Origin of the sequence: Paenibacillus solisilvae, assembly GCF_042656405.1 — a bacterium.
In the GTDB taxonomy this organism is placed as follows: domain Bacteria; phylum Bacillota; class Bacilli; order Paenibacillales; family Paenibacillaceae; genus Paenibacillus_Z; species Paenibacillus_Z solisilvae.
In genome coordinates, this window is the sequence record NZ_JBHSOW010000088.1 from 1 (window position 1) to 25,785 (window position 25,785).

The 25,785-nt window shown below is 49.1% G+C and carries 26 protein-coding genes and 2 pseudogenes; 8 read left to right on the plus strand and 20 right to left on the minus strand.

Features of this window, described 5'->3' with window-relative positions; translation table 11 throughout:
• Positions 1-117: 117 nt before the first annotated feature.
• From ACFPYJ_RS23385 to ACFPYJ_RS23425, 9 genes are all read right to left on the minus strand, one after another.
• On the minus strand, positions 118-564 hold the full coding sequence (locus ACFPYJ_RS23385) for a Fur family transcriptional regulator (RefSeq protein WP_379190642.1): 447 nt from the start codon (positions 562-564) through the stop codon (positions 118-120).
• Between the two features lie 156 nt (positions 565-720).
• Positions 721-1,590, minus strand: coding sequence for a 1,4-dihydroxy-6-naphthoate synthase (locus tag ACFPYJ_RS23390; protein ID WP_379190643.1), 870 nt, complete (start codon positions 1,588-1,590; stop codon positions 721-723).
• Positions 1,587-2,288 (minus strand): futalosine hydrolase, encoded by a 702-nt coding sequence (locus tag ACFPYJ_RS23395; RefSeq protein WP_379190644.1) that lies wholly within the window; start codon positions 2,286-2,288, stop codon positions 1,587-1,589. The genes ACFPYJ_RS23390 and ACFPYJ_RS23395 overlap by 4 nt, the downstream gene beginning before the upstream one ends.
• 129 nt (positions 2,289-2,417) lie before the next feature.
• Positions 2,418-2,564 carry a hypothetical protein gene (locus tag ACFPYJ_RS23400; RefSeq protein ID WP_379190681.1) on the minus strand — a complete coding sequence of 49 codons (147 nt, stop codon included), beginning with the start codon at positions 2,562-2,564 and terminating at the stop codon, positions 2,418-2,420.
• Positions 2,565-2,595: 31 nt separating this feature from the next.
• Complete coding sequence (locus tag ACFPYJ_RS23405; RefSeq protein ID WP_379190645.1) at positions 2,596-3,363, minus strand: GNAT family N-acetyltransferase; 768 nt, start codon at positions 3,361-3,363, stop codon at positions 2,596-2,598.
• A 228-nt stretch (positions 3,364-3,591) separates the two neighbouring features.
• Positions 3,592-3,888: a hypothetical protein gene (locus tag ACFPYJ_RS23410; protein ID WP_379190646.1), complete on the minus strand. Its 297-nt coding sequence runs from the start codon at positions 3,886-3,888 to the stop codon at positions 3,592-3,594.
• A gap of 25 nt (positions 3,889-3,913) precedes the next feature.
• Entirely contained in the window at positions 3,914-4,711 is a 798-nt protein-coding gene (locus tag ACFPYJ_RS23415) for a class I SAM-dependent methyltransferase (RefSeq protein ID WP_379190647.1), read from the minus strand.
• A gap of 290 nt (positions 4,712-5,001) precedes the next feature.
• Positions 5,002-5,199, minus strand: coding sequence for a hypothetical protein (locus ACFPYJ_RS23420; protein ID WP_379190648.1), 198 nt, complete (start codon positions 5,197-5,199; stop codon positions 5,002-5,004).
• Positions 5,200-5,386: 187 nt separating this feature from the next.
• On the minus strand, positions 5,387-5,776 hold the full coding sequence (locus ACFPYJ_RS23425; protein ID WP_379190649.1) for a hypothetical protein: 390 nt from the start codon (positions 5,774-5,776) through the stop codon (positions 5,387-5,389).
• 319 nt (positions 5,777-6,095) lie between these two features.
• On the opposite strand from ACFPYJ_RS23425, the pseudogene ACFPYJ_RS23430 reads away from it, so the two are divergent.
• The 3 genes and pseudogenes from ACFPYJ_RS23430 to ACFPYJ_RS23440 all read left to right on the plus strand — a co-directional run bounded on the left by ACFPYJ_RS23430 (position 6,096) and on the right by ACFPYJ_RS23440 (position 7,578).
• Positions 6,096-6,606: pseudogene (locus ACFPYJ_RS23430) on the plus strand (MerR family transcriptional regulator).
• Positions 6,599-7,039 (plus strand): SRPBCC family protein, encoded by a 441-nt coding sequence (locus ACFPYJ_RS23435; RefSeq protein ID WP_379190650.1) that lies wholly within the window; start codon positions 6,599-6,601, stop codon positions 7,037-7,039. The pseudogene ACFPYJ_RS23430 and the gene ACFPYJ_RS23435 overlap by 8 nt, the downstream one beginning before the upstream one ends.
• Complete coding sequence (locus tag ACFPYJ_RS23440; protein WP_379190651.1) at positions 7,036-7,578, plus strand: SRPBCC domain-containing protein; 543 nt, start codon at positions 7,036-7,038, stop codon at positions 7,576-7,578. The genes ACFPYJ_RS23435 and ACFPYJ_RS23440 overlap by 4 nt, the downstream gene beginning before the upstream one ends.
• Before the next feature lie 203 nt (positions 7,579-7,781).
• Here the strand turns inward: ACFPYJ_RS23440 and ACFPYJ_RS23445 are convergent.
• The 5 genes and pseudogenes from ACFPYJ_RS23445 to ACFPYJ_RS23465 form a co-directional block, all read right to left on the minus strand.
• Positions 7,782-7,850, minus strand: a pseudogene (locus ACFPYJ_RS23445) (UTP--glucose-1-phosphate uridylyltransferase); the annotation flags it as partial.
• A 7-nt stretch (positions 7,851-7,857) separates the two neighbouring features.
• Positions 7,858-8,280 (minus strand): GtrA family protein, encoded by a 423-nt coding sequence (locus ACFPYJ_RS23450; protein WP_379190652.1) that lies wholly within the window; start codon positions 8,278-8,280, stop codon positions 7,858-7,860.
• Positions 8,280-9,557, minus strand: a complete 1,278-nt coding sequence (locus ACFPYJ_RS23455; RefSeq protein ID WP_379190653.1) for a hypothetical protein — start codon at positions 9,555-9,557, stop codon at positions 8,280-8,282. The genes ACFPYJ_RS23450 and ACFPYJ_RS23455 overlap by 1 nt, the downstream gene beginning before the upstream one ends.
• Positions 9,550-10,536 (minus strand): glycosyltransferase family 2 protein, encoded by a 987-nt coding sequence (locus ACFPYJ_RS23460; protein WP_379190654.1) that lies wholly within the window; start codon positions 10,534-10,536, stop codon positions 9,550-9,552. Before ACFPYJ_RS23460 ends, ACFPYJ_RS23455 begins: the two co-directional genes overlap by 8 nt.
• 148 nt (positions 10,537-10,684) lie before the next feature.
• Entirely contained in the window at positions 10,685-12,958 is a 2,274-nt protein-coding gene (locus ACFPYJ_RS23465) for a glycosyltransferase family 39 protein (protein ID WP_379190655.1), read from the minus strand.
• A 263-nt stretch (positions 12,959-13,221) separates the two neighbouring features.
• On the opposite strand from ACFPYJ_RS23465, the gene ACFPYJ_RS23470 reads away from it, so the two are divergent.
• The 3 genes from ACFPYJ_RS23470 (at position 13,222) to ACFPYJ_RS23480 (ending at position 16,248) form a co-directional block, all read left to right on the plus strand.
• Positions 13,222-13,908 carry a response regulator transcription factor gene (locus ACFPYJ_RS23470; protein WP_379190656.1) on the plus strand — a complete coding sequence of 229 codons (687 nt, stop codon included), beginning with the start codon at positions 13,222-13,224 and terminating at the stop codon, positions 13,906-13,908.
• The gene (locus ACFPYJ_RS23475; RefSeq protein ID WP_379190657.1) at positions 13,905-15,404 is read left to right on the plus strand and encodes a sensor histidine kinase; all 1,500 of its coding nucleotides are present in this window, start codon (positions 13,905-13,907) and stop codon (positions 15,402-15,404) included. Before ACFPYJ_RS23470 ends, ACFPYJ_RS23475 begins: the two co-directional genes overlap by 4 nt.
• A gap of 67 nt (positions 15,405-15,471) precedes the next feature.
• A complete protein-coding gene (locus tag ACFPYJ_RS23480; RefSeq protein ID WP_379190658.1) occupies positions 15,472-16,248 on the plus strand; it encodes a polysaccharide deacetylase family protein in 777 nt (258 codons plus the stop codon).
• A gap of 12 nt (positions 16,249-16,260) precedes the next feature.
• On the opposite strand, the gene ACFPYJ_RS23485 is transcribed toward ACFPYJ_RS23480, so the two are convergent.
• From ACFPYJ_RS23485 to ACFPYJ_RS23495, 3 genes are all read right to left on the minus strand, one after another.
• Complete coding sequence (locus ACFPYJ_RS23485) at positions 16,261-16,623, minus strand: MmcQ/YjbR family DNA-binding protein (RefSeq protein WP_379190659.1); 363 nt, start codon at positions 16,621-16,623, stop codon at positions 16,261-16,263.
• Between the two features lie 165 nt (positions 16,624-16,788).
• On the minus strand, positions 16,789-17,136 hold the full coding sequence (locus tag ACFPYJ_RS23490; RefSeq protein WP_379190660.1) for a hypothetical protein: 348 nt from the start codon (positions 17,134-17,136) through the stop codon (positions 16,789-16,791).
• A 175-nt stretch (positions 17,137-17,311) separates the two neighbouring features.
• Entirely contained in the window at positions 17,312-18,190 is an 879-nt protein-coding gene (locus ACFPYJ_RS23495; protein ID WP_379190661.1) for a radical SAM/SPASM domain-containing protein, read from the minus strand.
• A 199-nt stretch (positions 18,191-18,389) separates the two neighbouring features.
• On the opposite strand from ACFPYJ_RS23495, the gene nikR reads away from it, so the two are divergent.
• Together nikR and ACFPYJ_RS23505 are read left to right on the plus strand one after the other, a co-directional pair.
• The gene (nikR, locus tag ACFPYJ_RS23500; RefSeq protein WP_379190662.1) at positions 18,390-18,839 is read left to right on the plus strand and encodes a nickel-responsive transcriptional regulator NikR; all 450 of its coding nucleotides are present in this window, start codon (positions 18,390-18,392) and stop codon (positions 18,837-18,839) included.
• A 15-nt stretch (positions 18,840-18,854) separates the two neighbouring features.
• Entirely contained in the window at positions 18,855-19,874 is a 1,020-nt protein-coding gene (locus ACFPYJ_RS23505; RefSeq protein WP_379190663.1) for a HoxN/HupN/NixA family nickel/cobalt transporter, read from the plus strand.
• Positions 19,875-20,046: 172 nt separating this feature from the next.
• Here ACFPYJ_RS23505 and ACFPYJ_RS23510 read toward each other — a convergent pair whose 3' ends face one another.
• From ACFPYJ_RS23510 to uca, 3 genes are all read right to left on the minus strand, one after another.
• On the minus strand, positions 20,047-20,184 hold the full coding sequence (locus ACFPYJ_RS23510) for a RidA family protein (RefSeq protein ID WP_379190664.1): 138 nt from the start codon (positions 20,182-20,184) through the stop codon (positions 20,047-20,049).
• 208 nt (positions 20,185-20,392) lie between these two features.
• Complete coding sequence (gene atzF, locus ACFPYJ_RS23515) at positions 20,393-22,132, minus strand: allophanate hydrolase (protein WP_379190665.1); 1,740 nt, start codon at positions 22,130-22,132, stop codon at positions 20,393-20,395.
• Positions 22,129-25,767, minus strand: a complete 3,639-nt coding sequence (uca, locus tag ACFPYJ_RS23520; RefSeq protein ID WP_379190666.1) for an urea carboxylase — start codon at positions 25,765-25,767, stop codon at positions 22,129-22,131. Before uca ends, atzF begins: the two co-directional genes overlap by 4 nt.
• Between the last annotated feature and the right edge of the window lie 18 nt (positions 25,768-25,785).

The window sequence follows — 25,785 nt, forward strand, 5'->3', positions numbered from 1 at the left end:
GGGTAAGTGTCGCTTTTCTTTAAATATAACTTGGGTCACTGGAAAAGCTTAAGTTCTTCAGTGGCCTCAAAAAAAGCCGCAGACCTTTTCATCCGCAGGCTTGATAGCTATCCTATCTCAATCAATTACAGCCGCTGGTTCTTTCTGGCAGTTCTCGCATAGACCATATACCTCAAAGCGGTGATTCGTTATTTTAAAATTGCCCGGTAAATTCAGCTGCTGCTCCATGGGGCAATATTCGAAGGTCAGTGTTTTCTCACAGTTAATGCAAATCAGATGATGATGATGATGGTTCAGACAGCTTCCCTTGAATTTTAAGCCGCCGTCCATAAAATAAAACTGTTCCAGCGCCCCCATCTCGCTGAGCAGACGCAAATTCCGGTAAACCGTATCGAAGCTGACGCTCGGATATGAAACCGTCATTTGGTCGTACACGTCCTTCGGGGACATGTATCCATCCGTCTTCGCAAAAATTTCAGCCAGCATGCGGCGCTGCTCTGTAATTCGCCAGCCGCTTCTAGACATGACGTCGATCATTTGCTTCATCATATTCGTATGGGCCATGAATAAATTCCTCTCGTGTTCGTTATATGAACATAGTGCTTCAATTCGGGACTAAATGTCAAGACAACCTCCACCTATACCCAGGCAGCCCCGGTGCAGATATAGATACGGCAATAGACCGGCAGCCAGCTTCGGCTCCCGGTCTATCGTCTTTTATTATCGCGCTTCGTTTGTCGCTAGCCGCAAAGACGCCCAATCGATCTCGGGCACCAAGCCTTCCTTCGCCGCTCGTCCAAGCAGTGCTTCAATCGCAGCATAACCGTCCGATCCAAGGTTCGCTGAGAACTCGTTCACGTACAAATCGATATGTGCTGCGGCAACCTCGGGAGAAAGCTCTTGTGCATGATTCATCACATAGGCTTGGGATGCTTCAGGATGTGCCCAAGCATATTCAACCGATGCCTTAATCCACTTCGAGATCTGATCGAGATCGAGCGAACGTTTCGCTATGATTGCCCCAAGCGGTATCGGCAGGCCTGTATCTTCCTCCCACCAGCTGCCTAGATCCTTCAATAGATGCAGACCGTAAGTATGATAGGTAAATCGCGCCTCATGGATAACTAATCCGGCATCAACCAATCCGTCTCGTACCGCCGGCATGATTTCGTGGAAAGGCATAATTACGATCTCACCCACCCCGCCCGGCACCTGCTGAGCCGCCCATAGCCGAAACAGCAGATACGCTGTCGACTTCTCGCTTGGCACCGCTACCCGCTTCCCGGCCAAAGCCGATAGATCGGTGCTGCTATCGGAATTATTCTGCGTGAGCACCAGCGGCCCGCAGCCTCTTCCAAGCGCTCCTCCGCATGGCAGCAGCGCATAATCGGATGCTGCCCACGGCAGAGCCGCATACGAGATTTTCATGACCTCGGGCACCTCGGAGCCGGACTCGCCGGCAGCCCATTTGTTCGTAATATCAATATCTGCATAAGTGACATCAAGCTTCGGCGCACCAGGGATTAATCCATGCACCAGCGCGTGAAAGATAAATGTGTCATTAGGACACGGAGAGAAAGCGATTCTCATATAAGCACCTCCGCTATAACTGTGCTTGCCGACTGGAGTGCCTTCAGCGCATCTCCAATTCGCCACGCATCGCGGTCTCTTGGACCGACTTGATTCGAAATTGTACGAATTTCAATAAATGGAATACCCAAGTTATGTGCAGCCGAAGCTACGCCATAACCCTCCATAGCTTCAACCGCAGCTCCCGGAACGCGGGCTGCCAGAGCAGCCGCGTGCTCTGCAGTTCCTGTAGCCGTCGAGACCGTCAATATCGGACCGCTTGCAACCGTCAGCCCAGCTGCTTTAAGCGCCGCTGTTAACGATTGTACCAGGCCGGTGTTAACTTGAAAGCGTGTCGTGCCGAATCCGAGCTCCTCGAAGCTCAGAAAAGCATCAGCTGTTTCTACACCAAGGTCCGCTGAAACACTCTCAGTCGCTACAACAACAGAGCCGACCTCGGCTTGTCCGGCGAACCCGCCTCCAATACCGGCACTGATGACTAAGCTGTAATTGGCTGCCGCTAATGCTGCTGCCGTCTTCGCCGCCACAGCAATGGGGCCGACCCCTCCCGCGAGAACATCGACATCCTTCTGGCCTCCAAGCCCTCTCAGAACAGCTTCCCGCTCGGCTTCCACCGCAGTCACAATGAGTGTTCGTTTTCTACTGTGTTCCTGCCGGAAGCTCATGCTAGATGAGTGAACGTTGTTATCCGCAGTCATGTTCGGGTCTCCTTCTGATACCTCTGAATTGCAGCTTTATGAATGCCGCTGGAACAAATGATTGTTACTTACAATTATATTATTGTACCAGCTTTTTTACTGAATTACGAATCATGCGAATGCGTCCGGCTATCCAACAACCCTCTTAAATACAAGCACCCTGCCGAGCTCTTCCCGCTGAAGACCGATCTCCAAGATCGCCTTGATGTTCCCGAATTTATCGCCAATGTCATAACGGCTGCCTTCCAGCTCAAGTGCCTTCAAGCCGTCCGGCAATCCGCTTACCCTGCTTATAAATCAGTCATTCTTAAGTTACTTTGACTCTCAATAGTCTGGTTCTCGTGACCATACCCGCACTCTCCAGAGTCCTCTTAGAAGCTTCGTTATAGTACCAACATCCACTTACAGGCTTAATACCCTGCTCAGCACACCATTTCCTTAATTGTAAAATTATGACTCTCCCAATTCCTTGCCTTCTATATGCCTCATTAGTTAACATACCTATGCTTGCTAATCCTTTGAACATCTTAGACTTCTCAACTACTCCGATTCCAAGCAACACAGCGCCCCTATAGTAGGTGAAGAGCTCTCCACAATCAATCCGACGTTCGTATTGGTCAAGAAAATCTCCACATATTTGTTGTATTTGTTGCAGATCTTCTAAATTAGCAGGGCGAAATGATTCATCACCTGAAACATTACTCTCAATTATGTCTTGATTGTCTTGGAAAAAGTAAGCTTGTTTGTTGATCGTGAAGTCCTTATCTACTGCCAGGCTTACAAATAGTTCATCGCAGGTCGGAATGAAAAGAGAGTTCACTGTATTACTTTCAAGCACTTGGCTAAACATCTTCTGCGAGTACATTTGGTAGGGGCGACTGATGTAGAATTGGGTAAGAAGTTCGTTATTGTGAATAGCATAGTAACCCACTACTTTTGATCCCTCATGGATCATGTAAAAAGTTGATGCTAAAATATGCTCCTCCAAGAAGGAATCAAAAGGGGAAGATAGCTCGTGGATGTATTCTTCAATCATATATTGAATTTCATTGATAAGACATTCTTTTGTAATCATCCCAAGCCATCCTTTCATGAGAGACTATTATTAATACCATAGTAAATGATGCTTTTCACAAATTAAAGGGGAAGAAGACTCAACAGAAGGCATTCAAGAATTCATGGAACGACATGCAAATCCGTCATACTATACCCTCAGTAGTCCGGGCCCATTGGTTAAGAGAACCAAAAAAACAGGAAAATGCGATCCCGAAGGACGCATATTCCTGTTTTTTGTAATCGATTATTAATAAGGTGCAGATATGGCAACCGCTTGATAGGATTTCGTTCCATAGTTCCATACAATATAGGCAATTACATAGCCATCGTTTGCGGTGATGTTCGTCGAATAAGGGCTGCCTGCATCCGCCCATTGCCATCCGCCGTATTTATAGGTGCCGGCAGGGTCGTTTTGAGCATTTTCCACGTTCTCGAAAACGCCAACCCAGTCCTGCCTTCCATAAACTTGAGGCGTTAGAAAATCCCATCCGACTTTTACTGCACATAACTGCCAGTTAGCTGAACAAGGGACTACCTGTGTCATAAATGAGATGCCATTCTTCCTGCTGTCAATCTTTTCGGCGGGCGACATGGAGAACAGCGCCCCAGTGGCGGCGAACCGACTTTTCTGGGCGTCTATTTAAGCGAACCCGGATCTCGTTGTAGAGCAAGTCTCGTTTCCATTCCTCCATGAGTATGTGGCCGGAGAATGTATGGAGGAGTTTAACGTACTCATCAACGTGATAAATGCGTTCCCAATCGAAGTGCCGTGTGTGTACAACCTCGAACAGGCCGCTTTTCTCAATCTCTTCTCTTTGCTCGTGCAGTTCCCCTGGTCGCGGGGTGCCCTCCGAATTACCCTCGCCTATCTCATCGTAAACGCTTTGAATCTCACGGAAGAATGGGTCGCCACCATCGGGAAAAACGTGGGCTGCATTCCAGAAGGCCAGATGTCCGCCAGGACGAAGGACCTGCCATGCCTTGATGTACCGAACCTCAGGATCGACCCAGTTCCAAGCGGTTGCGGCGAATACCAAATCATAACCTTTTCCCGGCTCAGGCCGCCAGTCTTCAAAGCGCCCCGCGATAACCTCCACGTCCATTCCGACAAGGTTTCGACGTGCAACTGAAGCAAGCGCCGCGCCAAGTTCCACGCATGTGATCGAAAATCCACGCCTGGCTAACGGGAGAGTAGCCTTTCCTGTAGCACAACCGACTTCCAACAAATGATCACTAGGTTTCAAATTTGCCACATGGATTAGATCATCGAACAATTCTTCCGGGTAGTCCGGACGCGCCTGCTGATATAGGTCTGCGGCTTGGTCAAAAGTCTTGCGCAATTCTTTGTAATCCTTCCTTGAGTTCACAATTCCTCTCCCCTTCCATGGGAAACGTTAATCAACTCTTCTGCCCATAGCCACACGAAGGGCTGCCAACTGGCAGCCCTCATGATACGGGTCTATCGTTCTCCGTTACTGCAATAATAATTGAGTTACCGCCTCGGGTTCGCCCAAATAAGATGAACTCTGTTATGCCAGTAGCTTTCCACCTTATTGATTTTGAGACCTGACTCTCGGATCAGTCCTAAAATGTTCCTTGTATGGTGGCATCCATAAACTTCTATAACAATGCCGGTAGTGAACCTCAAAAGGATTTGTTATTTCAACTGCCGTTTAAGAATATATGTACTTTGGCATTCTTTGACTACCAGTTCCCATCCTTGATCTCCAAGAATATTTAAAACTCTTATGAGGGAGATATCGTTGTATTTTGGAAGGTGATCCCTTTCATCTAAATAGTATCTAACACCGTATATATCATCCTGCTTTTTTAAGACAGTATATTCAAACTTCATGACAATCACCTCTTTTTATTCTGATATATATTACCATAACCCAAAATAGTTTCCCGTCCAATCCCTTTAGGGCTTCTGTAGGGGCCAAAACAGTAAGTACCGACCGTGATTTTCAACATCACTGCCATTACTTTGCAACAAAAAAAGGAGCTATCTGCATGAAAAGCTCCTTCTCCACTGGTAGCTGTTAATGAATTTTATATCCGACAAGATAATATTGAGAATTTGCGGTGTCGTTCCTTAAATCCATCTCCACAGTATGTCCATCTGGTCTGCACAAAGTAATCTTAATTTCAAAATACTGTTCACCATGTATTGCATCGACTGGTTTTGCTTTTTCTTTATTATTATTAAAGGTCACACGCTCGTTTATAGAAAGTATTTTTTCACAGTTAAATTGAGAGTATTCTTCTTTAAATATTTCTTTCAGCGATGAGATAATTACTGGTTTCAATTGTTGTAACAATGCATTTTCGGTTACGACTAACCTTGGACTTGGTTGTGCGAAAACCTCTGGTTCAAAAGACAAAAAACATCCAATAAGTACAACATAAATTATACCTAACCTAATTTTCACAATTTTCACCCGACCATTTTTTTGCTTAGTCTGGGCATAAATCGTGGAAATATGTATGCTTGACTGATAAGTGATTACTGCCCGTGGGACCATGATCCCGTGCGCTAAACTGTTCACCCCCTACTTGCAGAAACATGTTTGAGGCTGGTTGAGACAACGATCTCGCATAACAAGCGAAGCTATGACACTGCAAGAAGGATTAGGGGCTGCCGGCGAATACTACAAAGAAAGTGATGCGGTAATGACTTGACCCTTACGTTACGTAACGGTGTATAGTGAATATACCGGTAACCAGCTGGCGCCGAGAAAGGGGATGATCATGCAACGAGAGTGGAAAGTCGGAGAACTTGCGAAATTAGCGGGACTAACGATTCGCACTTTACGATTTTACGATCAAATCGGTTTGTTTTCGCCATCCGGTCATTCTAATTCCGGATACAGGCTCTATACGGAAACGGACATTTCGCGTCTGCAGCAAATTCTATCCTTGAAGGAGCTAGGGCTGTCTCTGGAGCAAATTAAAGCCGTTATGGCTGGTGATCAGCTCAGCCTGTTTAGACACTGTATCCCTTCAAATAGCCCGGCTGAAAGAAAACATTCATATGCAACAGAAGCTTTTGCACGAGCTCGAGAATGTATCAAGCCGGATGCACAGAAACGAACCGTTGACAGTTGAAAATTTCACTAAAATCATGCGGACAATGAGGATGAATCATGAGAAGTATTTTGACGAGAGGAAGTCGAGCTGGAATCTCCACCTCGACCAACTCGGCGCATATTTAGACGAACATCCGGGAGAACCCGGCCAAGGAGGATTCGACCATGAATGAACCATCTGCCAAACATTCCACTTTCGTCATCGAAAGGAACTATAAGCATTCGACTGCCCGAGTATTCGCCGCTTGGGCGGGCCAGGCCGCCAAAGCCGTCTGGTTCCCGAAAGCCAACGAGTTCGATTTCCGCGTAGGAGGACGAGAGTACAACCGTGGAGGTCCGCCGGGAGGCCCGGTCTTCACTTTCGACGCCTGCTATCAGGAGATCGTTCCGGATAGACGCATTGTCTACTCGTACACGCTGGACATGGATGAAACGCGGTTATCCGTCTCCGTGACGACGGTAGAGTTCAAACCAGAGGGCGGCGGCACACGGTTGGTCTACACAGAGCAGGGTGTTTTTCTGGACGGCCATGATACGCCCGAACAGCGGGAACACGGAACGAAACTATTCTTGGACAAGCTCGGCGACGTTCTGGACGGGCAATGAAAGTTGCGAAAGAGATTGCAAACCGATTGGAGCTAAGCCAGCCGCAAGCTTCCAAACATCCTCGCATACTTAGTGATATAGGTTTCAACAAAATCGCAACGCAAGTAGGTGAACGCGAGATTGTGATCACCCGCGTATTTGATACTCCACGCGATCTTGTGTTCGATGCTTGGACGAAAGAGGAGCACCTGTCGAAATGGTGGGGACCTCGAGGTTTTACAACGACTTTTCAGAATTTTGATATGAAAGCGGGCGGTACATGGCAGTTTGTCATGCACGGTCCTGATGGCGTTGATTATCCCAACACCAACGTCTTTGTCGAGGTCGTTAAACCCGAGCGGATCGTCATCAAACATGATGTGTTTCCCCATTTTCTGGCGACAGCAATCTTTGAGGACCTGGATGGTACGACCAAACTCATTTATAGCACTGTTTTTGAAGAAAATACCGCTGTATTTGATAAGGTGAAAACATATGCCGTCCCAGGAGCCGAACAGACCATGGATCGTCTCGAGGAGCATCTGGCAAGTATCTCTTAAAAGTAAGAGGCCAGCCTCGTAATTGCGGTAACCTATCGTGTGGCTTGCAATATTTGAAGGGCTGCCGGTGGGCAGCCCTTTCTTTTTTTATTCCATAAGCCCATTTCCCCAGCATTTCGAGTAGGACAATTTCAAAATAGTCTGTTGCCGCTAACAAGTATATTCGTTAATTGATTGAGGCTACTGACAACCAGATTGGGCTGCGCTTTTGTCGCCGGAACGAATCTGGTGCCAAGTCCGGCAGCAGGAATAACAGCTTTGCGTATAGTCATAGGAAGATCACTCCTGAAGCGTTTTTTGAATTGAAGAAGACTGATTCGCGAATGCCCAATACCGACTGCCGATATAATTCATGCCGACGCTGAACAGCGTTGCAATAAGCTTGCAAATGAAAAGCGATAATGGGGTATACGCATGCAGGATCAGCAGGAGCACGGTGGTAACAGCCAAAGCGGCCAGGTTCACTGCTGTGAACCGCAAAGCCTGACCCGGCGCTCTCTTCTCCTTACGGAACGTCCAGCTCCGGTTCATGTAATAGCTGTTCATCATGCCGCTGCTGTAGGAAATAACCTGTGCCAAAACGGCATAGACGTCAAATGAACTCAATAAAGTAAAGACGGCGAGATCAACCAGCGTGTTGATGACGCCGACAGAGCCGAACTTAAGCAATGGTAAGAGATTAAAGTTGAATTTGCGCTGCATTACAATTCACCCGCTTCATTTGTCAGAGCTGGCAGGGATGGAAGTGACTCTGCTATCCCGCTTCCGGCTCCCATCCATAGCAATCGGTGCATCCAGATCAGAACGAATACATTCACAATGGCGATCCAAACCCCGGTTCCAGCCGTTACGTTATTATCTAAAACGATGATTAAGTTCATCATCACAGTCAATGTCAGCAAGCCGGCGGGAAGCACCCACCTTTTATCCTTCAGCAGGACGAATACGGTAAAAACAAGCGCAGGAATGCTGTAACGTTCATGGATTTCCGTAGGAAGCATGAAGAAAGCCAGACATAATGCCGCTGAGGCTTTCAGAAGGACAGCTGTGCTTTCTTCCCGCGAACGATAGACATACAGGCAGATCCCGATCACCGAGATGAACAGCAATCCAAATCCGAAATTTCGCATCGTAACGCCTGCTGCCAGTATTTCCGTATCATTTGTACCGGGGGCAATCCCTATAATATAGAACCATATATTCATTGCATTCATTGTCACGGATATATAGAAGCCGACCGCATCTGTATAAGCTTGGCTGATCATTATACCTAAGCTTCCCGCTGCTCCAAAGTAGCTTAGCGCCGCCATCCAAGGCGTAATGAAGCCTATCGTCCACATGAGAAGCGGACGGAAGTTCCGTTCTTTTACGAGCACAATGAGAAGCCAGATCCCGATGACCGGCAGTACGGTAATGGCTTGAAACTTAGTAAGCAGCGCCAATGCAAATATGACACCGCTCATGAAAGGGCGGTTGGACAGCCACATCATGGCAAGCAGCATCAGCATACTATGCAGCATATCGACTTGTCCCCATACCGCGCTATCTGTCATGAGCGCTGGATTTAAAGCGAAGAGTACAAGAATGAAAGACCGCCAGTTGTAATTGCTAATCCCTGCTGTAAGCCACACTGCAAGCACGACCGCTGCCAGATCGATGAGAATCAGCAAAAATTTGAACGAAATCGCACCTGCATATGTCGAGATACCGAGTGCATGAAGCAAATCCCCGTACAATCCCATCACCCATAGAAACAACGGCGGATAATTAATATTGCCATTGGCAGCGAAGGCGCCGCCAAGTCCATATTCCCGAACCGATTCCATCCATTGTACGAATAAGCCCTGGTCAGATATAAAGCCCGTATATTCTTCTGCAAGCAGGAACCTTACGACACCTGCGCACATGAGAAGCAGAATGACAAAGCCAATAAATTTGCGCCGGTCTGCAACCGAATCCATTTCATGCGCATCATTCATAATGTCTGACCTGCTGCATGGCAGTCCGATCTTGAATCGGACTTGCCGTTCCATAGCTTTCGCGGACAATATATAGCGGTCTCCCTTTCGTCTCGTCATAGATCCGCCCTACATACTCTCCGAGCACACCTAGCATAAGGAGAACGAATCCATTAAAGATCAGCATGACTCCGATCATCGAAGGCCAGCCTTTGATGGTCGCATCCGTAAATAAGGCCAAATAAAGCACATAGATGAAGTAGAGAAATCCTGATCCGGACAGCATCGCACCCAGGTAACCTGCAAGCTTGAGCGGCTTATACGAGAAGGAGGTAATGCCGTCGATGCACAGCTTGATCATTCGTTTCAGAGGATATTTGGTCTCGCCCGCAAGACGCTCATCCCGCTCGTATTCCAATGCGGTTTGACGAAATCCTACCCAGCTTACCAGGCCTCGCACAAAGCGGTTATTCTCGGGAAGCCGTTTCAATTCATCCACCACACGCCGGTCCATTAAGCGAAAATCGCCAGTATCCACGGGAATCGGCACTTCGGTTGACGCTTTAAGTACCCGGTAAAACAAGCTTGCAGACCATTTCTTGAATCTGGACTCCCCGCTGCGTTTTGTTCGTTTCGCATAAACAACCTCGAAGCCGTCCTGCCATTTGGCAATCATGTCCAGAATAAGCTCCGGAGGGTCCTGCAGATCAGCATCTATAATAATGATCGCGTCGCCCGCTGCATAATCCATGCCGGCTGTAATTGCAATCTGATGACCAAAGTTACGGGAGAAATCAATGAGTTTAACGGTTGGATCCCAATAGCTGCACTCGCGAATGATTTCCGCACTGCGGTCCTTGCTGCCGTCGTTGACGAAGAGAAGCTCGTAAGCTTCTCCCGTCTTACTCATGACGGTCTTCAATCTTCGATAGGTATCCTGGATGACGGCTTCCTCGTTATACATCGGAATAATAACGGAATAGCGGTTTTTGTTCTTCATGCTATTCGCCTCCTAAAAGTTTTTAGGGATACTTACTTTACTGCTTCCTGTGAGCTAAAAACTCTCTTCGGAAGCATTGACTAAGTTTTTAGGGATACTTTCTTTGCTGCTTCCTGTGAGCTGGCTCAGCTAGTTTCGGAAGCATCAGTTATTTTAACGCAACTTCATAAAGCGTCTCTCCGCCGCGGCCGCCGCGGAATGAATTCGAATCCTCATTCACTGAATCCGCAGCTGTTTGATCTGCATTTGTATTTGACTGCTGCCATTCGGAAGATGGTATTTCTGTGCCATTATCTTGGATCCACTGCAGCACCTCGGAGCTTCCGCCTCGACCGCCGCCTCCGGATGACACCATGAAATATTTCAGCTTGCCTGATGTAATAAGCTCCTTCACTTCATCCAGCGAAAGAACAGGGTCTGACCCGGAGAAGCCGCCCATAATGATGACATTCTCGCCGGATTCAATGATATATGGAGCTGCTGTCGTGTAGCTTGTTGTCGCAAACAAGTACGTTTCGCCCGTATTATGAGCCTTCAAATATTGCAGCGCCGCCGTATTCAAGGTCGAGGATTCCCCGCCACCGCGAGGCGCGGCCATGCCTCCATCCATATTGCCGCCGTTCCCGCCAGCGGCCATGTTTCCACCCATTCCACCGTTCCCGACAGCAGCCATGTTTCCACCCATTCCACCGCCGCCATTCGTGCTGCTTGGTCCTGCTTGAGGAAGCATGCTGTTCTGTCCATAGGTGATTGGTGTTGCGGCCCAGTAGAGCGGCCCAACGAGCAGCACCATCAGTCCAATCAAGGCTGCCGGACGGGCAACCCGCTCCGTTCGTTTCAACACAATGAGCAGAAGTGCGGTAGACAAGCTGCCTGCCAACACGAAGATGGACCACAGGACACCGATCGTATCATCGTAAGGACGCATAATGTACAGCTCGAAGATGGCTGTAATCGGGATTGCGGCTGGCAATAACCAAGCCATCCATCCGGATGTTTCATGATATTGCTTGGCCAGCTCCTTCCAGCCTGCTCCAACCAGAGCAGCGATGGGTGCAGCCAGCATGATCAGATAATATTGATGGAAGAATCCTGCTACGCTGAAGAATCCCATCACCGGAACGAGCCATGCGAGCCAGAACAAGCTTTCTTTGTGCTGCTGAGTAAAATGTCGTCTGCGCAGGTTGGCAAACAATCCTACACAGGCAAATGCTGCGAACGGAATGAGCCAGCTTGCTTGACCCGATAATCCGGATTGGAACAAACGGAGCGGTCCTGCCTCACCCGTTCCGAACCTCCCGCCGCTGCCGCCGCCAAATCCGCCGCCTCCGGGCGGCTGACCTTGACCGAAGCCGCCGTCTTCACCTCCGCCGACTCCGCCGCCATTTTGCCCCTGCGTACCATTACTGCCGGTTTGGTCTTGCTGTGCGGAAGAATCTGATGCAAAGCCGTCATCGACTTGACCTTGTAATCCACCGCTATCGGTTTGACCTTGCTGCGTTGGCTGAACCGCACCATCACCATCTGACTGACCGGCCTGCTCACCTTGACCGCCAAAACCATTGCCTCGCATATTACCGCCATCATCACCGCGCATTCCCCCGCCGCCGGGAGCTCCACCGCCACCGCCCTGCTCACCGGTGAGGCGCGAAATTCCGTTGTAGCCAAACGCAAGCTCCATGACGGAGTTCGTCTCGCTGCTGCCTATATAGGGCCGGCTGCTTGCCGGGATCGAGTCGACGACCAATGCCCAGGACATGGAGATCAGGAGCATAAGCGCACTTGCACCGGCAACGATGCTGACTTTCTTTTTCCAATTGATTTTCCAAGCCATCCATGTAAATAAGTAGAAGGCAGGCAGAACCATATAAGCCTGCATCATCTTCATATTGAAGGCGACCCCGATCATGGCGAATGCTCCGATCAGGCTCCATACGCGATTGTTCTTGATGCCTCTAAAAAGCAGCCATGTCGCAATCAGTAAAGTAAAAACGAGCATGCTGTCGATATTATTGGTACGGCTTACCGATGCCACAACCGGCGTTGTCGCCATGACTAAAGCACTAAGCCGTGCTGCTGTCAGACCGAAGGACGGTTTAATCAGCGTATAGAGAAGAATGACAGAACCTACGCCTGACAAGGCTTGAGGGAGTATGACGCTCCAGCCGTGAAGACCAAAGATAGAAGCGAAGACCGTTTGTATCCAGAAGGTGAGCGGCGGCTTATCCACCGTTACGAAGCCCGCCGAATCTAATGAAGCAAAGAAAAAGTTGTGGAAGTTTTGCAGCATACTTGCAACTGTTGTAGTGTAGTAGGTATTCACGTATTGATCGTTCCAAATTTCATAGCCGTTCAGGAAAACTGCCAGTAAGACGATGATTGAAAGCGGGATATCCAATCGGAATTTTGATGTGATTTTCATAAGTAAGATTCACTCCTTGAACGACGGTTTCGCTCATTTCTAATTGTTCTTGCCGAAGGATCATGATCCCGGTAACCTTCCCCCTCGGCTTGCTTTCATTGTGGACGCCGTAACTGAAGTCTGTATGAAGGGCCGCTGAATGTTCGCTGAATGCCCATTCAGACAATATTCAGCAAGCGGAGCGATAATAGATGTAAGAATCAGAGCCGTTTTTTATACGTACATGCTTAGCTTGAACTAAGCCATAATCAGGAGGTTTATAGATGAAGACAATTAAAGGGGTCAAAATATTACTCGTGGACGATGAACCGCATATTTTGCAATTTCTGGAGATGGGCTTAATGAACGAAGGGTACGAGGTCAAGACCTCGCATGACGGTCTTGCCGCCTTGGAGACGGTTGAGAAGTTCAATCCCCATGTCGTCATCCTGGATGTGATGATGCCGGAGATGGATGGATTCGAGGTATGCAAACGAATCAAAGAAACAGCCGACCATACCGCTGTCATTATGCTGACCGCCAAGGATGAAGTCAGGGACCGTGTCAAGGGCTTGACTCTGGGCGCCGATGATTACTTGGTTAAGCCGTTCAGCTTCGATGAACTTCTGGCTCGAATCGGGGCACGGCTGCGCAATCAATTCCCTGATTTGCTTGGTGAAGTAGTCCATGGACCCTTCAGCATCGATGACCGGAGGAAGGAAATTAAGTATCAGCAAGAGCCGCTCGCCTTATCTCCAACCGAATATGAGCTGCTTAAGTTCATGGTGCTGAATCATGGAATTGTGTTGAGCAAAACGATGATTTTGGATCGTGTATGGGGTTATGATTTTGGCGGGGAGGAAAATATCGTGGAAGTGTACATCCGATCGCTTCGAGATAAGCTGAGCGACAAGGAACACCGCCTTATCCGCACGCTCAGAGGCGCCGGCTATAGGATGGATCTGCTATGATCGCCCAATTCAAACGGCGCTTCCATACATGGACGGCTTCCCGCTCGCTCCGCTCCCAGCTCTTAACCAGATCATTATTCATTCTGGCTGCGCTGCTGATGCTTATCGGTGTCCTGCAATTTCTGCTTACCAAAGATCTCCTCTACCGGAGCAAAGCCGAGTCCATGCAAGCTCAAATCATGACGCTGCCTAAGGAGTTGTTGGTTAATTTCAATGATCGGCATCATGATTCGGCGGCGGACAGAGATGATAAACGCCCTAACCGCCCCTTATTCTTAATGCCGGGCACCTCCATTGCTATTGTTAATCAAGACGGCACTGTAACCGATGCAGGGGCAGACAATGGGATTGCGGCTCCGAAGCTGAGCAATGAGGAGCTGCAGGCGCTTGTCGGCGACAACTATAATCGGGGCAGAGACAGAACGCCAGGCTATAAGCTTGTCCGGGACGCCAACGGTACGGAGCAGCTGGTCATTGCAAGTCCGCTTGGTTTGCCGAACAACCCAAGCTCCGAAGGCTATATTCAGATGGGCTCGGATACAGCCCCCATTACCAAAACTTTAATGCAGCAGCTGCTCACCTTTATTTTTCTATCCTTGTTAGCACTGGCGGGCGGTTTATTCCTTTATGTGCCCGTGCTGAAGCGCACGCTGATCCCGCTCTCCCGGATGATCAGCACAGTAGAGCAAATCGATTCGGGCAAGCTCGACGAGCGGCTGCCGCAAAATCAAGGCCAACAGGAAATCGATCGTTTATCCCGTTCCTTCAACGGGATGCTTGGACGTCTCGAGACCTCCTTCGAAGCGGAGAAACAGGCAAAAGAACGCATGAGGCAGTTTATTGCAGATGCCTCCCATGAGCTTCGTACACCTTTAACCTCCATTCACGGCTTTCTTGAAGTGCTTCTGCGCGGGGCAGCCTCGAAACCGGAACAGCTTAACAGCGCCTTAACCAGCATGCATGGTGAATCCAAACGGATTAATAAGCTCGTTGAGGACCTGCTCGTTCTGGCGAAATTCGATCAGGATCCACAGCTCCATCTCGCAGATGTCTCGTTGACATCGCTCATCCGGGAAATGCAGCCTCAGCTTCGCATGCTGGCGGGCGATCGCGAGGTCCGTTACGTCTTAACAGAGGAAATTCGGGGCAGTTACGACTCCGACAAGATCAAGCAGGTCATTCTCAATTTGTTTCAAAACGCAGTGCAGCATACCGATCCTATAGAGGGCAGCATCATGATTCGTTTGATTCTTGAAGGTTCGCGGATTAAGCTTTCGATTCGGGATAACGGTGTAGGCATTCATGAGGAGCATCTATCAAGGCTGTTCGAGCGATTCTACCGGAGTGATCTTTCAAGAGGTCGCAAATACGGCGGTGCGGGTCTTGGTCTCTCCATCTCACAATCTATTGTAGAAGCTCATGGCGGAGAAATCTCGGTTCGAAGCCGTATAGGTCAAGGTTCAGAATTCGATGTAATATTTCCTGTTTCTTTTTGAGCGGGTTACCCTCTATAATAATGTACAGCTTTATATTATAGGTAATCTAGCATCGGAGAGATTTTTCATGAGGATAAGGAAATTACTAATGCTGCTGACCGCGTTGTATATCGGTTATTTTGCAATCTTCTCACTCGAAGATGAATTCGCCTATACCGAAATCCAGGCAGCTCCTTCTCCCTTATCGGAAGAATTTACGATTCCTGTTCTTACTTATCATTCGATTACGGACCAAGCAGGCAGTGAGTATGCAGTGAATACAGAGCAATTCAAGCTTCAAATAGAGTATCTCCATTCGCACGGGTATCATTCCATCAACCTGAAGCAGTTCGACACTTATTTGAAACAAGGGAAGCCCGCCCCGGATAAACTAGTTCTTCTTACATTCGACGACGGCTACAGAAACAATTATGACAAGGCTTTCCCTATCTTACAGAAATACGGCTTCACAGCAGCTCTGTTCGTGATCACCGACTGGGTAAACAGTAAGCCCTATATGAGCTGGACCCAAATTAAGGAGCTTGGGAAGGCTGGGTGGGATATCATGCCGCATTCGCGGACTCACCCCCATCTACCGCTGCAGTCGAAGGCCAATCAGCAGCAAGAAATTGCCGGATCCAAACTTATTATTGAACGTATTGTCAAAACAAATGCATTCGCATTTGCCTATCCTTACGGTCACCGCAGTCAGACCACAATGGATTTGGTGCAGGGAAGCGGCTATGACTTTGCCTTTACATTCGATGATGGACTTACAACTTCCGGTCAAAATCCTTATTTATTGAAGCGGCTGATCGTCTCCGGCAAAGAAACGCTGAAGACATTTTCGAGAAGGCTTCCATGAGGCATGAGCTCTTTATTGCTGTTTATTGCTTTGATTGTATTCCGCAATAAGACGCTTCGATGCACAGTATCGCCAAGACCGCTCGAGATGCTCCCGCATTTCATCCGGCTCCACATTAGATACCCGCATCAGCACGGAGGGGTATTCCAAGTAGTGGTCTGTAATAAAAAAGGTATCCCGGTCGACCTGCATGAGAATATCTCTTGTCTCAAAATCAACCTTGAGCGCCATCGTTTCTCCATCCTCACGAATGCGTGCAAACACTTTACCCCGGACGCGGAAGGCAGGTGTGCTGAAATACCTGCCTTCTTCCACACCTGGGAGGGCGAGCGCAATCTGTCTGATTGTCTCGTATCTTTCTTCATCCATTTTCATGCATCTTAGCTCCTTTCTGACTTTATTTAAGAAATCGTTTACATTTAATTAAACTATTCGGCACAGAAGCTGGATTACCTTTCCATATTTCACTTTCTCCAAACAAATAAAAACAGGACCTGCATAAGCGGCCCCGTTATCGATTCATCTATTGGATATGCTTCATTAAACTTCCTGCAGCAAAGCATGCATTTCTTCCTTGCTTCTCTCCTGCATCAGCACATCCTCCGCAGAGATCTCTTCACTGTTTGGCCTTCTGAAGAATTTGCCTTCCAGGAAATATCCGTTAACCCTTGCCATGGAATAGAAGGTACACAGCTGATTGGCTACGCGTTTGGCATGCTCCTCTGTGGTAGCCGAAAATAAAGTATTGCCAAAACTGAGCGGATTATGGTTGCTTTGAATGTTGACATCATAGCGTCCGCCGTTTTCCTCCACCTGTTTCACTAGTATCTTGATGTTGTAGCAGTCTAACGTATAATGGACTGTCATCGCATTCACCGCTTTCTTCATTTATTTTCGGCTGCCCTTTTGGTTTGCCGTACTCGTTATTAAACGCGGAGAGGCCGGTCGAATCATGAATTACATGAATTTTCAGATAATTGTACGAAGTGACCTTTTATTAGTGCGGCAAGCTTGAAAAAACATAAAAAAGAAGCCGCATCCAAGGGCTCCTTCTTCGTCCAGATTAAGCGCCGAAACGTTTGCGGTACCCGCATTTGCGGCATAGCTCCTCAACTGCTTCTCTTCTGGAGAAGCCATCATAGAGCTTATTGGCACGTTCTCCTTCAATAATTTCAGAGAAAGGCTGCTGGTTGATGTTGCCCAAGTTAATAATGCCTTCTCCGTCTAAGCAGCAGGGAACAACCGTTCCATTCGACAGAATCGCCGCCTGATTGCGAAGCCCATGGCAGAAGCCCTTCCCGTCATCCTCTTCTGCATTCAGATCCGGCCATTCAAATTCATGATCCTGATTTAAATAAACGCGATCTGCAATTTTGAGTCCGCTGCCCCGAACGAATTTCTCTTCGATCTGATAGTCCAGATTAAATTCGCGTTCAATAATCTCCAGCACTTGGCGGTTCCGGTTCTTCTCTGCATTGGTCTTGTTGTCGGTGTCCAAATTCCATAATCGAAGCGAAAACAGAATATTCGTCGACGCCAGCGCCTCTTTGATGAAAGTAAGAATGGTCGTTATATAGGCCTCTTTATTCGTTGAGCCCACATGACCGTCAAAGCTGTGCAGGGAAAAATTCATCTGCCTTAGGGCGGGCCTGCCGAGCAGCTTGGATTTATTCTTCACGATGAGTGTTCCATTTGTCGTAATATTCACCTTGAAGCCGCGCTCATGGCTCAGATCAAGCAGCTGATCGATTTTGGGATGAAGCAGAGGCTCTCCCTTTACATGCAAATAAATATAGTCGGTATGAGGTTTGATCTCATCCAGTCTCTTCGTAAAATCATCTATAGTAATGAACTGCGATTCCCGTTTGGTTGGCGGACAAAAGGTGCAGGCCAAATTACAAATGCTTGTTATCTCAATATAAAACTTCTTGAACTTCTTCATAGTTGAATACCCCGATTCTATGCTAAACCTATGCTTTATTTACGATTCCAGCCATGGACAAGGATACCTTATTTATACGAATAGGTAAATGGAATTTGTGCATCGCTCCAAGACTGAAAGAAATACGCTTTTCAAACCAGCAATTATGTGTTATGTTTTATGACATGAGTAACACGATTCACCTTTCAAGGGAGGCAGTATGGCTAATAAAGAAGCTTTGACCCGATTTGGCGTCTCCATGCCGGAAGATTTGGTAAATCAGTTCGATCAACGGATCACCCAGCAGGGTTATACGAATCGTTCAGAAGCCATTCGCGATTTAATCCGGCGTTCATTGCTTGAGCCCAGTCTCATGAATGCCGCACAGCCTGTTGCCGGGACGATCGTCCTGGTCTACGACCATCATATGAGAGAGCTCCCTCTTACTCTTATGGAGCTTCAGCATAACTATCATCATGATATCATTTCTACGATGCATATTCACTTGAATCATGATCAATGTTTGGAGATTATCGTTGTCCGCGGACAAATTCATCGATTGCGCGAGCTTACGAATCATTTTCATGTGCTGAAGGGGGTTCTGTATGCGGAGCTCTCCGTTACCCATATGGATGGGCATGATTCAGGCACCGCTCATGAACATACATAGAAAAGAGGGATTGGAATGTTTCGAAAAATGATGGAAAGCCGGCGCAGCTGGATCGGCTATATGATTGTGGTCGTTGCTTTGCATCTTGTCGGGGTAGCAGGCTTAATATCGGTTGCAGGATCGAACCCAACCTTTTGGAGCTTAGGCTTATTAGCTTATACACTCGGGTTAAGGCATGCTTTTGACGCCGATCATATCGCCGCTATCGACAATACCGTGCGCAAGCTGATCGAGCAGAAAAAAAACGCCTTCGGAGTCGGATTTTATTTCTCACTTGGTCATTCCTCGGTTGTTTTTATTATGGTGCTGGCCATAGCCCTATCCATTCAATGGCTGCAGGAGAAAATGCCGCAGATGGAAGAGATCGGCGGCGTTATCGGTACAGCGGTATCAGGAAGCTTCCTTATTCTCATTGGAATTTTTAATCTCATCGTACTTGTACAGCTATTTAAAGTTTTCCGCAAGGTGCGCGTAGGAGAGGAAACTGCGGATAACCTGGAGAAGCTCCTGAATTCCCGCGGATTGATAGCCCGGCTGATCAATCCTTTATCCCGTTTCATCGGCAAAAGCTGGCATGTCTATCCGCTTGGATTTCTATTCGGACTTGGATTCGATACAGCTACCGAAATCGGACTGCTTGCGATATCAGCCACTGCGGCACACAGCTCCATTTCCGTCTTCGGCATCCTGTCGCTTCCGATCCTGTTCGCAGCAGGCATGAGCTTAATGGATACCGCTGACGGCATGTTCATGACAACAGCTTACAAATGGGCGTTCACTACACCGCTGCGCAAGCTGTATTACAATGTATCTGTCACTTCGGTTTCCGTCGTCGCAGCTTTTTTAATTGGCGCCGTTGAGCTGATTCAAGTGCTTAGTGAGCGGCTTAACTGGAAATCCGGATTTGTTACCTGGGTCAATCAGCTGAATTTCAATTATCTGGGCTATATGCTTGTCGTCTTATTCCTCGCGGCGTGGATCATCTCCGTATCGGTCTGGAAAGGCATGAAGCTTGACAAACAGGCGCATTTATAACTTATGGCGGAACTGATTGCCCTATAAGCTGCAGGGTAATGCGGTTATAGGTTGAAGACCATGAATAGGAAGGTTAAAGGGGTTGGACTTGAACGTGATGTAATAGCGTTCAAGGCCAACCCTCTTCTTATGACCTTACTTCCGCTCGGAATCAAACGGGATCTTAACTTCATTACTGTTCAATCTCAAAGACGGTATCGACAACAATGGGCAGATTATCCCGCAGTGAAATGGCGCCCAGCACAGACCGGGCATGCTCCCCTTTCGCCCCAAAAACGTCCAGCATCAGATCAGAGAAGCCATTGCTCACAATACGGTAATTTCAAGCGTATGGAGGAGAAACCGAAGATTTACCTTGGGTTTGGAGGCTTGAACGAAGCCGATATGGAACGCGGAATGCTAAAGCTGAGAGAAGCTTGGACAGAGGTTTTGAGCTAGACTTAAGCATGACAAAGAAGCAGCTGGCGCCAACCTGCGGCACTCGCTGCTTCTTGTTCAGGTGAATATATAAAGCTGCTCTATATATGACGCCAGCCTAGAAGTGCCGTGATATCCTCCGCCGTTTCTGCCGCGTACGCTTCGCAAACAAAGCCCGCCACTTCCGTGCCGTCTGCCAGTTCCACTTTGCCAATGCCAAGCGGTGCCGGTATGGAAGCTGTGAATGCACCGAAGGATGCCAGCGGCATTTCCCATATTTCGAGTTCAATTGAAGCGCCGCCGGATTGCTGCTTGATCATGCCCGGTTTCGCCGGCGTGGTCGGGAGCTTAACCAGCTTATACTTAGGAGCCGATACCGTCTCTTTGATAAAAACCGCCCCGCAAGCGTTCATTTGTTTCTCCAGCGGAAAGCCGCGCATATGAAGTCCGCATACAGCAACTAATGTCGTTTCTTTAGGAGGCGCCGGAAGCGCTAGACCTAGAAATGTATTCGCAGCCCCGCAAATCAATCCTTCATTCTCAGACAGCGCGAAGAAGGTAATCCCAAACGGGAGATCAGCTTCGGCTTCGCCGGCCGGTACGGCTGCGGCACACAGATCAAGCAAATTGCAGTGATTCGTATAACACCCCATATCGCTGTTTGCGCCAATTGGATTCCTTCGAACCTGCTCGCGGGTCCATGTTCCGCCGCAGGTAGGCATGACGAGAACGGCATCTGCAAGCAGCTGCTTCACTTCTGTCTTGTAAGCTTGCAGCTTATGCATCGCCTGGAAGACGGATGCGGCTGTATACTCCTCGGCAGCGCCTGAACGCAATACCTGCTCCGTCACCGGAAAGGTGATGCCAGGATGCTGTTCGACAAAGCTGCCTAAATCAGCCCAGCGCTCAGCTACCCAGGGTCCTCCGTAAAGAATAGCAGCTGCCTGCGCGAATAAAGTCCCATCCACATATTCAATTGGAATGTTCAAGCTCTCCACATTCACAAGCGCCGCTTCCCATGCTTTACGATATTCAACAGCATAAGGACCATAGAAGTCCAGCGGACCTTGCGGCAAGCATACTTTGGCCGGAAGCTTCATGACTGGTTTAGGTATATCCTTGGACCAGGGATCTGTATTCTCAATACCGCGTGCCGCAGCGTCAACAATAAGGGCATCCTCCAGGTTATGCGCGAATACCATCACGCAATCCAAGCTGGCGCAAGCAGGTACAACTCCTTTCGTCGGCCATGCACCCAAGCTTGGCTTATAGCCAACCAGATTATTCAGAGCGGCAGGAACCCGCCCCGATCCCGCTGTATCTGTTCCCAGCGAGAATACCGCATGGCCTCGCGCGACTGCAACTGCTGAACCGGAGCTGGAGCCGCCGCTAATCAGCTCACTGCGCAGAGAATTATGTGTCTCCCCGTATGGGCTTCTCGTTCCAACAAGTCCTGTCGCGAATTGATCCAGATTGGTTTTGCCAAGCGGAATAGCTCCTGCTGCCACCAATCGTTCCACAACAGCGGCACTCTCTTCAGGTGTATAAGCAAATTCAGGACAGCCTGCCGTTGTGTCAAGGCCAGCCAGATCAATATTATCTTTGATTGCGAAAGGGATACCCCACAGCGGTGAATCCCCGATCGGCAATTCAGCAAGCCGATCCAGGTAAGGCTGCAGCTTCTCAAGAGTAGGCGCTGTAATCCAAATGTTCATGGCGGCATCCTCTTGAACGCGGTCAAGTATCTCATGAATCACCTCGGCCGGTGTCAGTTCTTTATTGATGTAGCGCTCCCGCAGCCATTCAATAGACAGTGCACGCGGATAATCGACAGTTATCATAGCTTAGCCTCCTCCATAATCCGTTCCTTCACGATACCGACGATGAGCTGTCCCGTATGAACCTCGTCCCCGGGCTTAACGAATATGGCCGACACGAAGCCGTCGCAAGGAGACGGCTGTGTAAATTCCATCTTCATGCTTTCTTCTATAATAAGCGTTTCGCCCTTCTTAACCTCTTGCCCCGGCTCAACAAGCACCTTCCATACACTGCCCGGCATCGTGCAGCGTACAGCAACCGCCCCAGCCGGAAGCTCATCTTCCTCTGTTGCTTTCACTGCTTCATGCTCGGATACATATTCAGCCAGACCAAGCTCCTTCCAGCTCTCACGCTCTGCTTTGAAAGCCGTTTGCTGCTGATCGCGGAATGCTGCCGTGCTATCCTTAATGGATGCAAGGAATTGGAGATATTCATCGAGAGCGAAAGTCGTCTCCGTAATATCTGCCTCAAACCTTCCGCGGACAAAATCCTCCCGCATGCGAAGCAGCTCTTCCGCATCTACCGGATAGAACTGAATTTGATCAAAGAAGCGCAGCAGCCATGGCTTGCCTGATTCAAAGCTCGCTGTCTCCCGGTTCAAATTCCACATCTGTACCGTCCGGCCTACGAACTGATAGCCGCCTGGACCTTCCATACCATAAACACACATATATGCGCCGCCGATACCGACTGCATTCTCCGGTGTCCATGTACGGGCAGGATTATATTTGGTCGTTACGAGCCGGTGACGAGGATCGACCGGCGTTGCTACCGGGGCACCCAAATAGACATCCCCAAGCCCAAGCACCAGATAATTCGCATCGAACACGATTTTCTTCACATCATCAATGCTTGGCAGACCATTCACGCGCCGGATGAATTCTAGATTGCTCGGGCACCATGGCGCATCCGGACGAACCGTCTGCTGGTAGCGGTCAATAGCCAGCTGCGTGGCTGGATCATCCCATGATAAAGGCAAACGTACGATACGCGATGGCACTCGAATGGATTCAAGAGGCGGCAGCGAACTGTCCAATTCCAATAGTAAACGGCAGGCCTCCTTGACCGTTATTTGCTTCGAGTCGATATGAATTTGCAGGGAGCGGATACCCGGCGTCAAATCCCGCACCGGTATGGAGCCGCTCTCTTGAATGGCCTGCATCAAAGCATGAACCTGGAAGCGCAGGAGCAAATCCAATTCCATCTCACCGTATTCCACAAGCAGGTTCTCATCACCGCTGCAGCGAATCGTAACCTTGAATCTCCGGTTGTTCTCTTCCTGAACGAGCAGCGGATAGCTGGGTACCATTTCTTCTGTTTTCACCGGCAGAGAAACGACACGCAGCTGCTCGAAAGTCCCCTGGCCAATCGCATCCAAATTGTCATCCTGCAGCTTGCGAAGGTCTTCAGCTTCCTGAAGGGTCAGCAGATGGAAACGAACCTTGTCGCCTGCATGAAGCTGGCCAAGCTTCCAGAATTCCGCAGATGCTGTTGTAACCGGGCAGACGAAGCCTCCAAGGCTTGGACCGTCCGGCCCGAGCAGAATCGGCATGTCACCGGTCAAATCCAACGTTCCGACTGCATAGGCGTTATCATGAATGTTGGAAGGATGAAGACCGGCTTCTCCGCCGTCTTCCCGTGCCCATAACGGCGCAGGTCCAATCAGCCGAACCCCGGTCCGCGAGCTGTTGAAATGAACTTCGAAGCTGGTGTCAGCCAGTTCATTCAGATAATCGGCTTTCAGATATTCCTCTGTACAATGAGGGCCTGGTATGACACCGATTGTCCAAGTACGCGTTAACTCCGGACGGTGGACAGGAGCAAGCTCGTATTTCCTTTCTGCAGCCCTTCCTTTATTCACTCCGAGCACATCTCCGGTACGCAGTGCACGGCCGCCATGACCTCCGAAATTACCGAGCGTGAAGGTCGAGGAGCTCCCAAGCGTGCGAGGCATATCCAAGCCCCCGGCAATTAACAAGTAGCTGCGCATGCCCGTCTTTGCTTCTTCGAAGCTAAGGATTTGGCCTTTAGCTGCGCGGATCGGCTGGTACATGGCTATGGGCTGATCATCCAGTCTGGCTTCCATATCAGCCCCTGTTACACAGAACCACATCTCATTCCGAAACCGGTAGGATCCCCCTCGAAGCGTCAGTTCAAGTCCCGCAGCAGCATCCGCATTACCTAACAGTTTATTGCCAATACGGAACGAGAGAGGGTCCATAGGTCCGCATGGCGGAACACCAACATCCCAGTGCCCGACACGGCCAGGCCAGTCTTGAACTGTCGATTGTACACCGCCATCGATCACCTCCAGCGCATGCTCAGCCGGCTCGAATTCATTAAGCAGCTGCGTATATACATTGCCCGTTAAGCAATCCTCGTTCTTGAGCAGCTCCTGCACATATTGCAAATTGGTCGTAATCCCATACATGCGGGTTTCATCAAGCGCTTGAATCAGCTTATTGATCGCGTCGATCCGATTATCGCCATGAACGATGATTTTAGCGAGCATAGGATCGTACAGCGTGGTGACTGTAATGCCATCCCTGATCCATGACTCGGACCTTGCTTGTTCGGAGAACACAGCTCGATCGATTCTGCCTGCGCTTGGGCGGAAATTCTGCAGACAATCCTCCGCATAGATGCGAGCTTGAATGCTATGGCCTGCCGGCTTCTTCACGAGCTCCTGGATACCCGTCAGTTCATCGGCTGCCTCTTTAACCATCCATTCCACAAGATCGATTCCCAATACTTCCTCCGTCACTCCATGCTCAACTTGCAATCGCGTATTAACCTCGAGGAAATAGAACGCACAGGTTTGAGGATCATAGAGGAATTCAATCGTACCTGCACTGCGGTAGCCGACCTCAGACGCCAGACGTTTGGAAGCAGCAAACATGGCTTCACGAACCTCATCCGGCAGATTAGGAGCTGGACTTTCTTCAATTACCTTCTGATTACGACGCTGAATCGAACAATCACGTTCGCCAAGCGTAACGACTTCACCAAAACGATTGCCGAAGATTTGAACCTCAACATGGCGGGCACGCGCAATATATTTCTCTAAGAACAAACCGCCGTTCTTGAAATTCGTCTCCGCCAAATGACGAACGCCGTCATAAGCGGAACGGAGCGCCTCTTCGTCAGCGCAGACACGCATCCCGATTCCGCCGCCGCCCGCCGTACTCTTCAGAATAACGGGATAACCGACGCGGCCGGCTTGTTCTATCGCTTCCTCAAGCTCGGTTATAAGGGATGTACCCGGCAGCATGGGAACGCCGGCCCGCTCCGCAATCTCTCTGGCAGAGTGCTTGAGTCCGAACATCTCCATCTGCTGGGGTGTCGGTCCGATAAAAACGATGCCATGCTCGCGGCAAGCGCGCGCGAAGTCCGCATTTTCGCTTAAAAAGCCATAGCCTGGATGAATAGCCTGCGCACCGGCGGCGATAGCCGTTTGAAGGATGAGCTCCGCGTTCAGATAGCTTTCTTTTGCCGGACCTGTCCCAATCAATACGGCCTCGTCGGCGTAGTCTACGTGCAGGCTGTCTTGATCTGCCTGCGTATAGACAGCAACGGATGAAATCCCCAATTTCCGGAGCGTACGCTCTATACGAACAGCGATCGCTCCGCGGTTAGCGATAAGAATTTTATTAAACATGAAGACCACTCCTCGGTT

Coding starts and splice junctions, on each gene's coding strand:
- ACFPYJ_RS23460 (WP_379190654.1), bottom strand. CDS start 10,536: ATGAAGAACAAAAACCGCTATTCCGTTATTATTCCGATGTATAACGAG.
- ACFPYJ_RS23385 (WP_379190642.1), bottom strand. CDS start 564: ATGGCCCATACGAATATGATGAAGCAAATGATCGACGTCATGTCTAGA.
- atzF (WP_379190665.1), bottom strand. CDS start 22,132: ATGATAACTGTCGATTATCCGCGTGCACTGTCTATTGAATGGCTGCGG.
- ACFPYJ_RS23495 (WP_379190661.1), bottom strand. CDS start 18,190: ATGAAGAAGTTCAAGAAGTTTTATATTGAGATAACAAGCATTTGTAAT.
- uca (WP_379190666.1), bottom strand. CDS start 25,767: ATGTTTAATAAAATTCTTATCGCTAACCGCGGAGCGATCGCTGTTCGT.
- ACFPYJ_RS23470 (WP_379190656.1), top strand. CDS start 13,222: ATGAAGACAATTAAAGGGGTCAAAATATTACTCGTGGACGATGAACCG.
- ACFPYJ_RS23490 (WP_379190660.1), bottom strand. CDS start 17,136: ATGAAGAAAGCGGTGAATGCGATGACAGTCCATTATACGTTAGACTGC.
- ACFPYJ_RS23480 (WP_379190658.1), top strand. CDS start 15,472: ATGAGGATAAGGAAATTACTAATGCTGCTGACCGCGTTGTATATCGGT.
- nikR (WP_379190662.1), top strand. CDS start 18,390: ATGGCTAATAAAGAAGCTTTGACCCGATTTGGCGTCTCCATGCCGGAA.
- ACFPYJ_RS23405 (WP_379190645.1), bottom strand. CDS start 3,363: ATGATTACAAAAGAATGTCTTATCAATGAAATTCAATATATGATTGAA.
- ACFPYJ_RS23420 (WP_379190648.1), bottom strand. CDS start 5,199: ATGAAGTTTGAATATACTGTCTTAAAAAAGCAGGATGATATATACGGT.
- ACFPYJ_RS23465 (WP_379190655.1), bottom strand. CDS start 12,958: ATGAAAATCACATCAAAATTCCGATTGGATATCCCGCTTTCAATCATC.
- ACFPYJ_RS23455 (WP_379190653.1), bottom strand. CDS start 9,557: ATGAATGATGCGCATGAAATGGATTCGGTTGCAGACCGGCGCAAATTT.
- ACFPYJ_RS23395 (WP_379190644.1), bottom strand. CDS start 2,288: ATGACTGCGGATAACAACGTTCACTCATCTAGCATGAGCTTCCGGCAG.
- ACFPYJ_RS23505 (WP_379190663.1), top strand. CDS start 18,855: ATGTTTCGAAAAATGATGGAAAGCCGGCGCAGCTGGATCGGCTATATG.
- ACFPYJ_RS23440 (WP_379190651.1), top strand. CDS start 7,036: ATGAAAGTTGCGAAAGAGATTGCAAACCGATTGGAGCTAAGCCAGCCG.
- ACFPYJ_RS23485 (WP_379190659.1), bottom strand. CDS start 16,623: ATGAAAATGGATGAAGAAAGATACGAGACAATCAGACAGATTGCGCTC.
- ACFPYJ_RS23450 (WP_379190652.1), bottom strand. CDS start 8,280: ATGCAGCGCAAATTCAACTTTAATCTCTTACCATTGCTTAAGTTCGGC.
- ACFPYJ_RS23435 (WP_379190650.1), top strand. CDS start 6,599: ATGAATGAACCATCTGCCAAACATTCCACTTTCGTCATCGAAAGGAAC.
- ACFPYJ_RS23390 (WP_379190643.1), bottom strand. CDS start 1,590: ATGAGAATCGCTTTCTCTCCGTGTCCTAATGACACATTTATCTTTCAC.
- ACFPYJ_RS23410 (WP_379190646.1), bottom strand. CDS start 3,888: ATGACACAGGTAGTCCCTTGTTCAGCTAACTGGCAGTTATGTGCAGTA.
- ACFPYJ_RS23475 (WP_379190657.1), top strand. CDS start 13,905: ATGATCGCCCAATTCAAACGGCGCTTCCATACATGGACGGCTTCCCGC.